This window comes from Bradyrhizobium sp. AZCC 1577, assembly GCF_036924575.1.
In the GTDB taxonomy this organism is placed as follows: Bacteria; Pseudomonadota; Alphaproteobacteria; order Rhizobiales; family Xanthobacteraceae; genus Bradyrhizobium.
Map to the genome: position 1 here is coordinate 3,997,939 of NZ_JAZHRQ010000001.1, position 14,822 is coordinate 4,012,760.

At 61.8% G+C, this 14,822-nt stretch carries 9 protein-coding genes; 8 read left to right on the forward strand and 1 reads right to left on the reverse strand.

Annotated elements, in window-relative coordinates:
* Positions 1–142 precede the first annotated feature (142 nt).
* The 5 genes from rpoC to V1278_RS18670 all read left to right on the forward strand — a co-directional run bounded on the left by rpoC (position 143) and on the right by V1278_RS18670 (position 10,892).
* A complete protein-coding gene (rpoC, locus tag V1278_RS18650; protein ID WP_334363369.1) occupies positions 143–4,342 on the forward strand; it encodes a DNA-directed RNA polymerase subunit beta' in 4,200 nt (1,399 codons plus the stop codon).
* Positions 4,343–4,489: 147 nt separating this feature from the next.
* Positions 4,490–5,587, forward strand: a complete 1,098-nt coding sequence (locus tag V1278_RS18655; RefSeq protein ID WP_334381843.1) for a helix-turn-helix transcriptional regulator — start codon at positions 4,490–4,492, stop codon at positions 5,585–5,587.
* A gap of 236 nt (positions 5,588–5,823) precedes the next feature.
* Positions 5,824–7,878, forward strand: a complete 2,055-nt coding sequence (locus tag V1278_RS18660; RefSeq protein WP_334381844.1) for an FAD-dependent oxidoreductase — start codon at positions 5,824–5,826, stop codon at positions 7,876–7,878.
* Positions 7,879–8,034: 156 nt separating this feature from the next.
* Positions 8,035–10,059, forward strand: a complete 2,025-nt coding sequence (locus tag V1278_RS18665; protein WP_334381845.1) for an ABC transporter ATP-binding protein — start codon at positions 8,035–8,037, stop codon at positions 10,057–10,059.
* Between the two features lie 41 nt (positions 10,060–10,100).
* A complete protein-coding gene (locus tag V1278_RS18670) occupies positions 10,101–10,892 on the forward strand; it encodes an MOSC domain-containing protein (protein WP_334381846.1) in 792 nt (263 codons plus the stop codon).
* A 41-nt stretch (positions 10,893–10,933) separates the two neighbouring features.
* On the opposite strand, the gene V1278_RS18675 is transcribed toward V1278_RS18670, so the two are convergent.
* Positions 10,934–11,173, reverse strand: a complete 240-nt coding sequence (locus V1278_RS18675; protein ID WP_334381847.1) for a hypothetical protein — start codon at positions 11,171–11,173, stop codon at positions 10,934–10,936.
* Between the two features lie 680 nt (positions 11,174–11,853).
* Here V1278_RS18675 and rpsL point away from each other — a divergent pair.
* Genes rpsL through fusA form a run of 3 tightly spaced genes read left to right on the forward strand, consistent with a single transcriptional unit; the run spans position 11,854 to position 14,813 of the window.
* A complete protein-coding gene (gene rpsL / locus V1278_RS18680; RefSeq protein WP_027536823.1) occupies positions 11,854–12,225 on the forward strand; it encodes a 30S ribosomal protein S12 in 372 nt (123 codons plus the stop codon).
* A 15-nt stretch (positions 12,226–12,240) separates the two neighbouring features.
* Positions 12,241–12,711 (forward strand): 30S ribosomal protein S7, encoded by a 471-nt coding sequence (gene rpsG, locus V1278_RS18685; RefSeq protein WP_028349061.1) that lies wholly within the window; start codon positions 12,241–12,243, stop codon positions 12,709–12,711.
* 29 nt (positions 12,712–12,740) lie between these two features.
* The gene (gene fusA, locus V1278_RS18690; protein ID WP_334363362.1) at positions 12,741–14,813 is read left to right on the forward strand and encodes an elongation factor G; all 2,073 of its coding nucleotides are present in this window, start codon (positions 12,741–12,743) and stop codon (positions 14,811–14,813) included.
* Positions 14,814–14,822 lie beyond the last annotated feature (9 nt).

The following is a 14,822-nucleotide window of genomic DNA, read 5'->3' on the forward strand; positions in this document are numbered from 1 at the left end:
TCCATGTCCGGCCCAAAGCGCGAGGCAAGCTTCGCGCAAAAGGGCCGGGCATTCGCGCTCCTCTCGGACGTTGAGTGGGGCGCGCACCAAATAAAAGTTTCGAATTTGCTGCCGGTGACGACCGGCACGCGAGGAGAAGACGATGAACCAAGAAATTATGAATCTCTTCAATCCGACGACTCCGGCCCAGGTCTTCGACCAGATCCGGATCTCGATTGCGTCCCCGGAGAAGATTCTGTCCTGGTCCTACGGCGAGATCAAAAAGCCGGAGACCATCAACTACCGGACCTTCAAGCCGGAGCGCGACGGCCTGTTCTGCGCCCGCATCTTCGGGCCGATCAAGGATTACGAGTGCTTGTGCGGCAAATACAAGCGCATGAAGTACAAGGGCATCATCTGCGAAAAGTGCTCGGTCGAAGTGACGCTGTCGCGCGTCCGGCGCGAGCGCATGGGTCATATCGAACTGGCGGCACCTGTTGCCCACATCTGGTTCCTGAAGTCGCTGCCGTCGCGCATCGGCCTTCTGCTCGACATGACGCTGAAGGATCTCGAGCGGATCCTGTACTTCGAATACTACGTCGTGCTGGAGCCGGGGCTGACCGCGCTCAAGGACCGTCAGCTCTTGTCGGAAGACGAGTACCTGAAGGCGCAGGACGAATACGGCCAGGATTCGTTCACCGCCATGATCGGGGCGGAAGCGATTCGCGAGCTGTTGAAGGGTCTTGAGCTCGAAAAGCTCGAGCAGTCCCTGCGCGCGGAGATGCAGGAGACTGAATCCGACATCAAGCACAAGAAGCTCGCCAAGCGCCTGAAGATCGTCGAAGCGTTCCGCTATTCCGGCAACAAGCCGGAGTGGATGATCCTGACCGTGGTGCCGGTGATTCCGCCGGACCTGCGTCCGCTGGTGCCGCTCGACGGCGGCCGCTTCGCGACCTCGGATCTCAACGACCTCTACCGCCGCGTCATCAACCGCAACAACCGCTTGAAGCGGCTGATGGAGCTGCGCGCGCCCGACATCATCATCCGCAATGAAAAGCGCATGCTGCAGGAGGCTGTCGACGCGCTGTTCGACAACGGCCGCCGCGGCCGCGTCATCACCGGCGCCAACAAGCGCCCGCTGAAGTCGCTGGCCGACATGCTCAAGGGCAAGCAGGGCCGTTTCCGGCAGAACCTGCTCGGCAAGCGCGTCGACTATTCGGGCCGTTCGGTGATCGTGGTCGGTCCCGAGTTGCGGCTGCATCAGTGCGGCCTGCCGAAGAAGATGGCGCTCGAACTGTTCAAGCCGTTCATCTACTCGCGGCTCGACGCCAAGGGTCTGTCCACCACCGTGAAGCAGGCGAAGAAGCTGGTCGAAAAGGAGCGTCCCGAGGTCTGGGATATCCTCGACGAGGTGATCCGCGAGCATCCGGTGCTGCTCAACCGCGCGCCGACGCTGCACCGCCTCGGCATCCAGGCATTCGAGCCGGTGTTGATCGAAGGCAAGGCGATCCAGCTCCATCCGCTGGTTTGCGCGGCGTTCAACGCCGACTTCGACGGCGACCAGATGGCCGTGCACGTTCCGCTGTCGCTGGAAGCGCAGTTGGAAGCGCGCGTCCTGATGATGTCGACCAACAACATCCTGCATCCGGCGAACGGTCAGCCGATCATCGTGCCGTCGCAGGACATCGTGCTCGGCCTCTATTATCTCTCGATCATGCGTGAAGGCCTGCCCGGCGAGGGCAAGATCTTCGGCGACATGGCCGAGCTCGAGCACGCCCTGCATTCGAAGGTCATCCACCTCCACACCAAGATCAAGTACCGGTGGGAGGGCACCGACGAGAGCGGCAAGGCGACCAAGCGCTGGATCGAGACCACTGCGGGCCGCGTCATGCTCGGCAACGTGCTGCCGAAGAACCCGCGGATTTCGTACGAGATCATCAACAAGCTGATGACCAAGCGCGAAATCTCCGGCGTGATCGACCAGGTCTACCGCCACTGCGGTCAGAAGGAGACCGTGATCTTCTGCGACCGCATCATGGCGCTCGGCTTCTACAATGCGTTCAAGGCCGGCATCTCCTTCGGCAAGGACGACATGGTCGTGCCGCACAGCAAGTGGAAGATCGTCGACACCACCCGTACGCTGGCGAAGGATTTCGAGCAGCAGTACAACGACGGCCTGATCACCCATGGCGAGAAGTACAACAAGGTGGTCGACGCCTGGTCGAAGGCGACCGAAGAAATCGCCAAGGAGATGATGAAGGAAATCTCCTCGACCAAGAAGACGCCGAAGGGCGCCGACGCCGACATCAACTCGATCTACATGATGGCGCATTCGGGCGCGCGCGGTTCGCCGGCCCAGATGCGTCAGCTCGCCGGCATGCGCGGCCTGATGGCGAAGCCGTCGGGTGAGATCATCGAGACGCCGATCATTTCCAACTTCAAGGAAGGTCTGTCGGTGCTCGAATACTTCAACTCGACCCACGGCGCCCGCAAGGGTCTCGCGGACACCGCGTTGAAGACCGCGAACTCCGGTTACCTGACCCGCCGCCTGGTCGACGTCGCGCAGGACTGCATCATCACGCAGGACGATTGCGGCACCAAGCTCGGCATCAAGATGCGCGCCATCGTGGATGCCGGCACGGTCGTTGCTTCGCTGGCCTCGCGTATTCTCGGCCGCACCGCGGGCGAGGATCTGCGCGATCCCGCGACCAACAAGGTCGTGGTCAAGCGCGGCACGCTGATGGAGGAGACGCATGTCGACGCCATCCAGCAGGCCGGCATCCAGGAAGTGAAGATTCGCTCGGCGCTGACCTGCGAACTCGTCAACGGCATCTGCGGCAAGTGCTACGGCCGCGATCTGGCCCGCGGCACGCCGGTCAACCACGGCGAGGCGGTCGGCGTCATCGCCGCCCAGTCGATCGGTGAACCCGGCACGCAGCTCACGATGCGCACGTTCCACATCGGCGGCGCGGCGCAGATCAACGAGCAGTCGTTCGTCGAATCGAACTTCGAGGGCAAGGTCACCATCAAGAACAAGTCCATCGCCCGAAACAGCGAAGGTCACTTGATCGCGATGGTTCGCAACATGGTCGTTGCGATCGTCGATGCCGACGGAACCGAGCGTGCGACCCACCGCATTCAGTACGGCGCGCGCATGCACGTCGACGAAGGCGACATGGTCAAGCGCGGCCAGCGCATCGCGGAGTGGGATCCCTACACCCGTCCGGTTCTCACCGAAGTCGAGGGCACCATCGGGTTCGAGGACCTCGTCGAGGGCCAGTCGATCTCGGAAACGCTCGACGAATCCACCGGTATCGCCAAGCGCGTCGTCATCGATTGGCGTGCGTCGCGCGGTGGTGCCGACCTGCGTCCGGCCATCGTGGTCAAGGGCAAGGACGGCAAGGTGCTCAAGCTGCCGCGCGGCGGCGATGCCCGCTACATGCTGTCGGTCGACGCCATCCTGTCGGTAGATACCGGCGCGAAGGTCAAGGCCGGCGACATCCTGGCGCGTATCTCGACCGAAAGCGCCAAGACCCGCGACATCACCGGCGGTCTGCCGCGGGTGGCCGAACTGTTCGAGGCCCGCAAGCCGAAGGACGCGGCGATCATCGCGGAAATCGCCGGCACGATCCGTTTCGGCCGCGACTACAAGAACAAGCGCCGCATCTCGATCGAGCCGATGGACAAGACCGAGGAGCCGCGCGAGTACCTGATCCCGAAGGGCAAGCACATCCATCTGCAGGACGGCGACATCGTCGAAAAGGGCGATTTCATCGTCGAAGGCAATCCGGCGCCGCACGACATCCTGGCGATCAAGGGCATCGAGGAACTCGCTGCCTATCTGGTCAACGAAATCCAGGAGGTCTACCGGCTGCAGGGCGTGCTCATCAACGACAAGCACATCGAGGTGATTGTCCGTCAGATGCTGCAGAAGGTCGAAGTCACCGACCAGGGCGACACCGACATGATCTCGGGCGAGCAGGTCGACAAGATCGAGTTCGACGCGCTCAACCTGAAGGCCAAGGAAGAGGGCAAGAAGCCCGCCACGGGAACGCCGGTTCTGCTCGGCATCACCAAGGCGAGCCTGCAGACCCGCTCGTTCTTCTCGGCGGCCTCGTTCCAGGAGACCACCCGCGTGCTCACCGAAGCCGCCGTCAACGGCAAGGTGGACCCGCTGGAAGGCCTCAAGGAAAACGTCATTGTCGGCCGGCTGATCCCGGCGGGCACCGGCGCCTCGATGGCCAAGATCCGCGAAGTCGCCGTCAAGCGCGACAAGCTGATCCTGGACGAACGCGAGAAGCAGGCGGCCATCGTGCCGACCGCTCCGGAAGCCGAACCGCTGGCGCTGCCGCCGGCGGAGTAAGGGTTCCACGCCAATCAACAGGAAAGCCGGCTGCGAAGCCGGCTTTTTCTTTTTACGAGCGACGATATTGCTTCACCCGGATGGGTGACCGCTGCTATCAAGTCAGGAAATGGCCTCCTGCCATAACGGTAATGTTTGCAATTCCCCATGAGCGACTCGGCTCATTCTGAACCCCTGATCGACCGCATTTACGAGGCGGGGCTTATTCCGTCGCTTTGGCCGGCTGTGCTCGGCGAACTCAGCGCAGCGATCGGCGGCAACGGCGGCTTTCTGTTCGGCGTGCGCGATGGCTACACGAGCGCGGTCAATTCTGTCGAATATGACCAGCTCATGCCGGTGTTCATGGGAGAGGGATGGAGCGAACGCGATCCAAATCTGCCGCGCGCCATTGCCCTCAATCATGCAGGCTTCGTCACTGACTATGATCTCCTCTCGGAGGAGGAGATTGCGACCAACGACGTCTATTGCAACTTTTACCGCAAACACGGCCTTGGCTACCGCGCCGGGACGATCATTCCGATGCCGAGCGGCGATTCAATCGCGATCGTGATGCCGCGGCATCAGGATCATGGCCCGGTGCCGCGCGAAGTCGTCGCCTTGCTGGATGGGCTGCGACCGCATCTGGCCCGGGCTTCGCTTGCGGCAAACCGCGTCGGCTTCGAACGCGCCCGTGCGCAGGCTGACGCGTTGCAGGTGCTTGGCCTGCCGGGCGCGGTGTTGCGCGGGCGCGGCCAGGTGTTCGCCGCAAACGGTCTGTTCGAAGCGCTGGTCCCTTCGCTGTTTCAGGATCGTATCGAGCGCGTCACGATGACGGATGTCGCGGCGGACGCGCTGCTTGCGGAAGCGCTCGGTCCGCGGTCTCTTGCTGATGGTCGTACCGTCAAATCGATACCGATCGCTGCGACGGCGGACCGAGTGCCGATGGTGCTACATGTGATCCCCGTGCGCGGCGATGCGCGCGATATCTTCACCCAGGCCACCGCGCTATTGGTGGTGACGCCGGTCGATCGCGCCGTGGTGCCGACGGCGGAAGTCCTGCAAGGCTTGTTCGACCTGACGCCGGCGGAGGCGCGCGTGGCGCGGGGCATTGGCCAGGCTGTCACCATCGATGCGCTTGCGGATGCGACGGGCGTCAATCGGGAGACGGTGCGCAGCCAGCTCAAGGCCGTGTTATCGAAGACCGGTCTGTCACGCCAGCAGGAACTTGTCAGCCTGCTCGCCGGCAAGGCGTTTCGTGGGAGTTAGACAACCGCGCCGTGCAGCTCCGGAGGCGAAACGGCCGGCAGAATGAGACCCCGCAAGAATACGGTGCGAAGACAAAAGGCCGGCGCAAGGCGGCCTTTTTGCTGCTTTCTTTCTTTGTTGCGGTGCGAGGACCTGCTTTGTTCATCTTCCCTTCAGGGTGAAAAGGGCTTTTGGTAATTTAGTTTAGACCGGCGCCTCCTTTGGGGAGGGGGCGGCGGAGGGGCCACGGAACTTACATGTTGGATCTTGCAATCGTTGGGGGCGGCCCAGGCGGCTTGATGAGCGCCTGGTACTTGAAGAAAAAGCTTGGCGATCTCTGCCGCGTCACGATTTACGAGGCGTCCGACCGGGTCGGGGGCAAGATCGTCTCGCGCAAATTCGATTCCGCGCCGGCCATGTATGAAGCAGGCGTCGCCGAAATCTACGATTATTCGATGACCGGCCCAGATCCCTTACGGGAACTGATCCAGCATTTCGGATTGCAGACGATTCCGATGGACGCCGAGCAGGTGCACCTCGACGGCGTGCTGCTCAACGACGTGCCGGGCATGCGCCGCAAGTATGGCGAGAAGACCGCGGCTGCGATCGAGGCGTTCCGCAAGCGCTGCGCCGATTTGGTGTCGCCGATCGAATATTACGAGGGCGTCGGCGCCCACGATAACGAGCATCCCTGGGCCTACATGACCTGCGAGGAAGTGCTCGACAAGGAAGTCGACGATCCCACGGCCAAACGCTTCTTCAAGGTAATGGCGCGCTCGGATATCGCAACCGAGGCCCACAACACCAACGGCCTGAATGCGCTGAAGAACTTCGTGATGGATATCGACGGCTACATCGGCCTGTACTCGATCCAGAACGGCAATGAGCAGTTGATCGAATGCCTGCGCTCGGAAGTCGACGCTGACATCCAGCTCAATCACCGCGTGCTGAAGGTCGGAAAAACCGCTGCCGGCCGCTATCAGCTCAACATGATGAACGGGAAGGGCCCCGAGACACGGGATTTCGATCTGGTCTTGATGTGTCTGCCGCATTCCTGGCTCGCCACCATGGGCTGGGACGGCGAGGAATTGCGCAAGTCGATGGTCAAGCACGTCGCCTATTTCGACCGTCCGGCGCATTACTTGCGGGTCTCGATCCTGTTCGACGAACCGTTCTGGGGCGAGAAGATCCCGGGCGCCTGGTTCATGTCGGAAGCGTTCGGCGGCTGCTGCGTCTACAACGAGGGCGCCCGCCACGACGTCGGCAGGCACGGCGTGCTCAACTGGCTGATCGCGGGCTCGGACGCACTGGCATTTGCCAATCTCAGCGATCAGGAACTGATCGATGCCGCCATCAAGTCGCTGCCGGCTTCGTTCGGCAACGCCCGCGATCATTTCCTGGAAGGCAAGATTCACCGCTGGCTGTCGTCGGTGAATGCGCTGCCCGGCGGCCTGCCGGTGCGCGACGTCATGACCAACCATCGCCCCGAGCCGAAGCAGCATCCGGGAATCGTGGTGGTCGGCGATTATCTTTTCGATTCGACGCTGAACGGGCTGCTCGATTCCTCCGACGCCGCCACCGACATCATTTTGACCGAGATGATGCGGTTGCGCCGCGCGCGTGCGCAACAGGGCGAGGTATCGCCCGACAAGATCGATCGCAGCTATTTCGAGAATTACCGCGGGCTGGGCCCCTACAGCGAAGTCTGGAGCCAGTTTACCGATCCGGCCTATCTGACGGAACTCATCAAGATCGTCTGGAGCAGGACCAAGGGTTACAAGCTCCTGGTCGCCGGCTCCGCCAGCGGGGAGTTGGTGGGCGCGCTGCGCGAGCGCGGCATCGATGCCTGGGGTATCGAGAACAACCGGGCGATCCACGCCAAGACGCCGACGGCGCTGAAGAAGTTCAACAAGCTCGGCTCGATCGTCGACATGCCGTTCAAGGACGACGAGTTCGATTTCGTGTTCGAGACCAGTCTGTGTCATGTCGCCGAAAGGCAGGTCCCGCGGGCGGTGCGCGAACTGAACCGCGTCGTGAAGACCGGCCTGGTGTTCGGGTCGGTGACGTCGGACATGGCCCCTGCACTGATCGACCGTTACGACCTGTTGCGCGGCGTGAAGAAGCTCGGCACCTGGTGGGAATGGTCTGAATTATTCTTCGGCAACGGATTCGACCTCTCGATGCACCGGCGCGACTGCACCGATGCGGTATGGGCAGCGACGCTGGCTGCCAACAAGGGGCCGGGGCAGTGGTATGCCGACGCCGACAGCCTGCGCTATTCGTTTTTTGACAAGGTCGAATCGGACGATTGAGCACTGACTGGTTGTATTGAGCGTGACCGCTGAAGCAGGGTCGGTCACGCCAATGTTTGCCGAATTGATCCCGATCGCATAGAATCCTTGCGGTAGCGCCCGCCGCTGCCGCGTTCGATTTGCGGTCATGCCGGCCGTGCAGCATCGGTTGGTTTCATGGCGCCCAAGCCTCCGTCCTCGGATGATCAGAATCCCGCGCCGGCGGGCGATCCTGAGCTTGCGAAGAAGCTCGCGGCCGGGGCTGCTGCTGCACCCGTTGCCGGTGGTAAGGCGGCCGGCATCCCCCCCGATGCTGACAAGGACGACGAAGAGGACGAGATCGAGCTCGACGACGATGATGATGACGAGGACCTCGTCGTTTTCACCGCCAAGGAAGCCGCCGGCGCGCTGGCGACCTTCTACGGCTTCGTCAAGCCGTATCTGGGCAATTACAGGAAGCTGCTCGTCTTCGTGACCTTCGGCGTTCTCGTCGAGACACTGTTCAACGTCATCATGCCGTTGAGCCTGAAATTCCTGATCGACGATGCGCTGGGCGAAGAGGATTTTCAGGCGCTCTACAAGATTCTCGGCGTGCTCGCGGTCGCCGGTATCATCACCTCGATCATCGCGGTCTGGTACGAGCGCTGGGATGCGCGGCTGGCAGCGTGCGTCATTGCCGATGTGCGGACGCGGCTGTTCGAGCACGTCCAGAACCTGCCGGCGTCGTATTTTGCCCGCACCAAGCGCGGCGAAATCCTCTCGCGCTTCTCGATCGACCTCGCGGCCTTTGAGGGCTCGGTCAAGACGTTCGCCAACAGCGCCGCTTTGCCGTTCCTGGAACTGGTCGCCGGCATCATCCTGATGCTGTTTTTGAACTGGCAGCTCGCGGCGGTCGCCCTCCTGGTATTCCCGATCACGCTGATCGGGCCGCGAATCCTGACGCCGAAGGCGGTGCAGGCGAATTACGAGCAGAAGCTTAATGAAGCGGCACTGCTCGGCACGGTGCAGGAAAACGTGGCTGCGCAGGCCGTGATCAAGGCGTTCAGCCTGCAGCGGCGCACGCTCGGCTGGTTCACCATGCGCAACCAGGATGTGCGCATCAAGACGGCGTCCGCCGTGTTCCTGTCAACCATGGTGGAGCGCACCGTCACCATTTCGGTGCTGCTGCTGCATCTCGTGGTGCTGGCGATCGGCGCCTATCTCGCCACCAAGGGCCAGATCACCATCGGCACCTTCGTCACCTTCGAGAGCGCGTTCTGGGAGGTGTCCTACAACATCGCCCATTTGATGCATTTCATCCCGGTGTCGATCCAGTCGGCGGCGGCCGTGCGGCACATCCAGGAACTGCTGGATGAGCCGACCCGCGGCGCCGACCGGCCGGGCGCGCCGGATTTGCCGCCGATCACCAACGACATCACCTTCGAGCGCGTCACCTTTGCCTACGAAGGCAGCGAGACGCCGGTGCTCGACAATTTCAGCCTCGAGCTCGATGTCGGCAAGCGCATCGCGATCGTGGGGCCGAGCGGCTCGGGCAAGAGTACGCTGCTCAACCTGATCCTGCGTCTTTACACGCCGGACGAGGGGCGGGTGGCGATCGACGGCGTCGATATCCGCCGCGTGACCCGCGAGTCGCTGCGCGGAGGCATGGCCGTCGTGTTCCAGGACAACATGCTGTTCAACATGTCGATCCGCGAGAACATCCGGCTTGGCAAGGAAGGCGCCACCGACAAGGAGGTCGAGGAAGCCGCGCGCAAGGCCGAGATTCACCGCTACATCATGAGCCTGCCGCAGAAATACGACACGCCGGTCGGCGAGCGCGGCGACACGCTGTCCGGCGGCCAGCGCCAGCGCATCGCGATCGCGCGCGCCATCATCCGCAATCCCTCGCTGCTGCTGCTCGATGAAGCGACCTCGGCACTCGACCAAACCACGGAAGCCGCGATCAACCGTACGCTGATGAAGGTGGCGGAAGGACGCACCATGATCTGGTCGACCCACCGACTGACGTCGGTGGTCGAGATGGACGAGATCATCGTGATTTCAGGCGGCAAGGCAATTGAGCGCGGCTCGCATGCGCAGTTGCTCGCGGCCAACGGCGTCTATCGCAAGCTCTGGGACGACCAGGGCCACACGCCGTATAACGCCGCCGCCCAGGCCGACGTCGACAACGAAGACGACGATGATGATGATGACGATGAGTAGTCCAGACTGCCGCGATCAGGAAATGTCAGACGAGAATTGTAATGAAGGTTGTTGGGCGACTTGAAAGCGTTTGGCGTTACCCGGTAAAGAGCATGCCGGGAGAATCCCTACCCGAGGCTTATGTCAGCTTTGCCGGCGTGCTCGGCGACCGGCTCTACGCTGTCCATCATGGGGGCGCGCCCAAGGCCTTTCCATTCCTCACCGCACGAAGCAGGAAGGAAATGCTACGATTTCGCCCGAGGTTTCGCCGTCCCGAGCTGACGCTTGTACCGGGCAACCTGACCGATGCAGAAACCCGCGGTCCTGGCCTGACACCGCTGTTTCCATCTAGCGAAGATCTGGCGCTTGAGATCGAAGCGCCGAACGGAAAAACTCTGTCGGCGTCCGATCCGGCGCTGTTGGGTCTGATCGGAGGTGATCAGCTCAACGCTTCCGACCTGACCATCATACGCTCGGACCGCGCCCTAACGGACTGTCGCCCGCTTTCGTTGCTTGCAACCCAGACGATCGACGGAATTGGCCGCGAGGTGGGCTTGACGCTCGACAAGCGTCGCTTTCGCGAAAACCTCTATGTCGATCTCAATTCCGGTGAAAGCTTTGCCGAAGACGCATTCGTCGGCCGGCGACTGCGGATCGGTCCGAAACTGACGGTCCACATTCTGGAACGCGATATCCGTTGTCGCATGATCAGCATTGATCCGGAGTCGCTCGAAGAGAATCCCGAGATTTTGCGGTATGTAGCAAAGAATCACGACGGGAGAGCCGGCGTCTACGCCGCTGTGATGGTGGCGGGTCTGGTTCGCCCGGGTGACGATATCGTTCTTCAGGATTAGCCCGCCTTCGGCGCGGACCGCGCCGATTAGCGCGTCACACATCATACCGTATTGGCGGCTCGGTAGCCGAATCGCGTGATCCAGTTCTCGCCGTGGTGGCCGAGCGCAGCACCGAATCGGCGACTCCGGTCTGGTAGAAGCGGCCGAACTGCTCGTCGCTGCTGATTTTTCCGAACGCGGAAGTCGAATGGACAGATCTGATGCCCCACGCGCCCGAGCATGGCGGCCGCGGTCGAATCGGCGAAGCCGCCGCCGATGATCGCAATATCGGTGTGCTTCACGAAGAATTCCGGCCTTGTTGCGCACGTTTTGCGCTCGGAATGGCAAAGAGAGGCCCGGGCCGGGGAAAACTGGAACCAGGGAATCATGTTTCGGGCTGTATTTACCCGGGTAAAATATGCGACTCGATCCGCTCCGAAGAGGGCAGGGCATCGCCATTTCGGCTTTTCCGATTTCGCGGCAAACGCCGAATCCGCAGACGCCATAGGCGTTTCCAGCGTTCTCGTTTTGCTTGACTTAGCTATCCGCCGCTTATAGAAGACGCCCACTTAACGACAGGCGGTGAGCTACGCCAGCGTCGGAACGGATCACCCTTTCAAATCCTTATGGGAAATTCCTAAAGGTACTGGACGGGCACCAACCTCGACGAATGCCGCTCAAACGCTGTCGATCATATAGCTAGGCAATGCCAGGACGATTTTAGTTCTCTTGAGCACGTCCTCTTGAGAGTGAACTCGGGTGCATGATCTCGGTAGCGGGCCGGACAGCGAACGCTGATCGGCCTTAATTCGCGATCCTCTGTGGCGTCGAAGCGCTTTCCGCCCAGCGATGGGTGGTTGGCGCGATTTCGCTTTGCGCGGATTTTTTTCGCGTGAGGCGGGCCGAACGGAACGGCTAGTTCCGAGAAGAATTTACGAAAGCCATTCCAGGTTTTCGCGTGAACTAAAGGGTGAAGGCTGACATGCCGACGATCAACCAACTGATCGCAAATCCGCGTACGGTACAGAAGTCGCGCAAGAAGGTGCCGGCGCTGCAGCAGTCGCCGCAGAAGCGCGGCGTTTGCACGCGCGTCTACACCACGACCCCGAAGAAGCCGAACTCGGCGCTTCGTAAGGTCGCCAAGGTGCGCCTGACCAACGGCTTCGAAGTGATCGGTTACATCCCGGGTGAAGGCCATAACCTTCAGGAGCACTCGGTGGTCATGATCCGCGGCGGCCGCGTCAAGGACTTGCCCGGCGTGCGCTACCACATCCTCCGCGGCGTCCTCGATACCCAGGGCGTCAAGAACCGTAAGCAGCGTCGTTCGAAGTACGGCGCGAAGCGTCCGAAATAAGCGGGAACTGACACGATGTCTCGTCGCCATTCTGCCGAAAAGCGTGAAGTCAACCCGGATCCGAAGTTCGGGAACATCATCATTACGAAGTTCATGAACTCGATCATGTACGACGGCAAGAAGTCCGCCGCCGAAAACATCGTGTATGGCGCGCTCGCCATGATCGAGGCCAAGACCAAGCAGGGGCCGCTCACGGTGTTCGAGCAGGCGCTGGAAAACGTCATGCCGACCATCGAAGTACGGTCGCGCCGCGTCGGTGGCGCCACCTACCAGGTGCCGGTCGAAGTGCGTTCGGTCCGCCGCCAGGCGCTGGGCATTCGCTGGCTGATCACGGCCGCACGCGAGCGCAACGAAAAGACGATGACGGAGCGGCTCTCGGCCGAGTTGCTCGACGCGTCGAACAACCGGGGAAACGCCGTCAAGAAGCGTGAAGACGTGCACCGGATGGCGGAAGCCAACCGCGCCTTCTCGCATTATCGCTGGTAACGGCGAAGAACGGATTTAAGGAACAGCCCATGCCCCGCCAACATGCCATCGAGGACTACCGTAACTTCGGTATCATGGCGCATATCGACGCCGGCAAGACCACGACCACCGAGCGCATCCTCTATTACACCGGCAAGAGCCACAAGATCGGCGAAGTGCACGAAGGTGCCGCGACGATGGACTGGATGGAGCAGGAGCAGGAGCGTGGCATCACGATCACCTCGGCTGCGACCACCGCGTTCTGGAACGGCAAGCGGCTGAACATCATCGACACCCCCGGCCACGTCGACTTCACCATTGAAGTCGAGCGTTCGCTGCGCGTGCTCGACGGCGCGGTATGCGTGCTCGATTCCAACCAGGGCGTCGAACCGCAGACCGAAACCGTGTGGCGCCAGGGCGACAAGTACAAGGTTCCGCGCATCGTCTTCGCCAACAAGATGGACAAGACCGGCGCCGACTTCTTCAAGTGTCTGGCCGACATCGTCGACCGCCTCGGCGCCAAGCCGATCGCGATCCAGCTCCCGATCGGCGCCGAGAATAACTTCAAGGGTCTCGTTGATCTCGTGAAGATGCAGGGCATCATCTGGAACGATGAATCGCTCGGCGCGAAGTTCGACTATGTCGACATCCCGGCCGACCTCGTCGACCAGGCCAAGGAATACCGCGAGAAGATGGTGGAAGCCGCCGTCGAGCTCGACGACGACGCCATGGCCGCTTACCTCGACGGCAAGGAGCCGGACGAGGCGACGCTGAAGCGCCTGATCCGCAAGGCGGTGCTGACCGGCGCGTTCTATCCGGTGCTGTGCGGCTCGGCGTTCAAGAACAAGGGCGTGCAGCCGCTGCTCGACGCCGTCGTCGACTACCTGCCGTCGCCGATCGACGTGCCTGCGATCAAGGGTACCGACGATGACGGCAACGAAGTGGTGCGCAAGGCCGACGACAAGGAGCCGCTGGCTCTGCTCGCGTTCAAGATCATGGACGACCCGTTCGTCGGCACCATCACCTTCTGCCGCATCTATTCGGGCATCCTGCAGTCGGGCACCGGGGTCATCAATTCGACCCGCGAGAAGAAAGAGCGTATCGGCCGTATGCTGTTGATGCATGCGAACAACCGCGAAGACATCAAGGAAGCCTATGCCGGCGACATCGTCGCGCTGGCTGGCCTGAAGGAAGCGCGCACCGGTGACACGCTGTGCGATCCCGACAAGCCGGTGATTCTGGAAAAGATGGAATTCCCGGAGCCGGTGATCGAAATCGCGATCGAGCCGAAGTCGAAGGCCGACCAGGAAAAGCTCGGCGTCGCGTTGGCGAAGCTCGCTGCCGAAGATCCGTCGTTCCGCGTGTCGACCGACCAGGAGTCCGGCCAGACCATTTTGAAGGGCATGGGCGAACTCCATCTCGACATCAAGGTCGACATCCTCAAGCGCACCTACAAGGTCGATGCCAACATCGGCGCGCCGCAGGTGGCGTTCCGCGAGCGCGTCACCAAGCGCGCTGAAGTCAAGTACACGCACAAGAAGCAGACCGGCGGTACCGGTCAGTTCGCCGAAGTGTCGATCATCGTGGAGCCGAACGAGCCCGGCAAGGGCTACGAGTTCGAGTCCAAGATCGTCGGCGGCGCTGTGCCGAAGGAATACATCCCCGGCGTCGAAAAGGGCCTCAACAGCGTGATGGGCTCGGGCGTGGTCGCCGGCTTCCCGGTGGTCGACGTCAAGGTTCAACTCGTCGACGGCAAGTACCACGACGTCGACTCGTCGGCGCTGGCCTTCGAAATCGCATCGCGCGCGGCATTCCGCGAAGCGCTGCAGAAGGGCAAGTCTGTTCTGCTCGAGCCGATCATGAAGGTCGAAGTGGTGACCCCGGAAGACTATACCGGTTCGGTCATCGGCGACCTGAATTCCCGGCGCGGCCAGATCCAGGGCCAGGACATGCGGGGCAACGCCAACGTCATCAACGCGATGGTGCCGCTCATGAACATGTTCGGGTACGTGAATAACCTGCGCTCGATGAGCCAGGGGCGTGCGACCTTCACGATGCAATTCGATCACTACGCTGAAGCGCCGGCGAACGTGTCGGCAGAAGTCCAGAAGAAGTTTGCCTGATTGTCGTTG

What these genes read in the sequence shown, in the direction of transcription:
- V1278_RS18670 (WP_334381846.1), top strand. Translation starts at nt 10,101, where the DNA reads ATGAAGGTTGTTGGGCGACTTGAAAGCGTTTGGCGTTACCCGGTAAAG.
- V1278_RS18660 (WP_334381844.1), top strand. Translation starts at nt 5,824, where the DNA reads ATGTTGGATCTTGCAATCGTTGGGGGCGGCCCAGGCGGCTTGATGAGC.
- fusA (WP_334363362.1), top strand. Translation starts at nt 12,741, where the DNA reads ATGCCCCGCCAACATGCCATCGAGGACTACCGTAACTTCGGTATCATG.
- rpsL (WP_027536823.1), top strand. Translation starts at nt 11,854, where the DNA reads ATGCCGACGATCAACCAACTGATCGCAAATCCGCGTACGGTACAGAAG.
- rpsG (WP_028349061.1), top strand. Translation starts at nt 12,241, where the DNA reads ATGTCTCGTCGCCATTCTGCCGAAAAGCGTGAAGTCAACCCGGATCCG.
- V1278_RS18665 (WP_334381845.1), top strand. Translation starts at nt 8,035, where the DNA reads ATGGCGCCCAAGCCTCCGTCCTCGGATGATCAGAATCCCGCGCCGGCG.
- rpoC (WP_334363369.1), top strand. Translation starts at nt 143, where the DNA reads ATGAACCAAGAAATTATGAATCTCTTCAATCCGACGACTCCGGCCCAG.
- V1278_RS18655 (WP_334381843.1), top strand. Translation starts at nt 4,490, where the DNA reads ATGAGCGACTCGGCTCATTCTGAACCCCTGATCGACCGCATTTACGAG.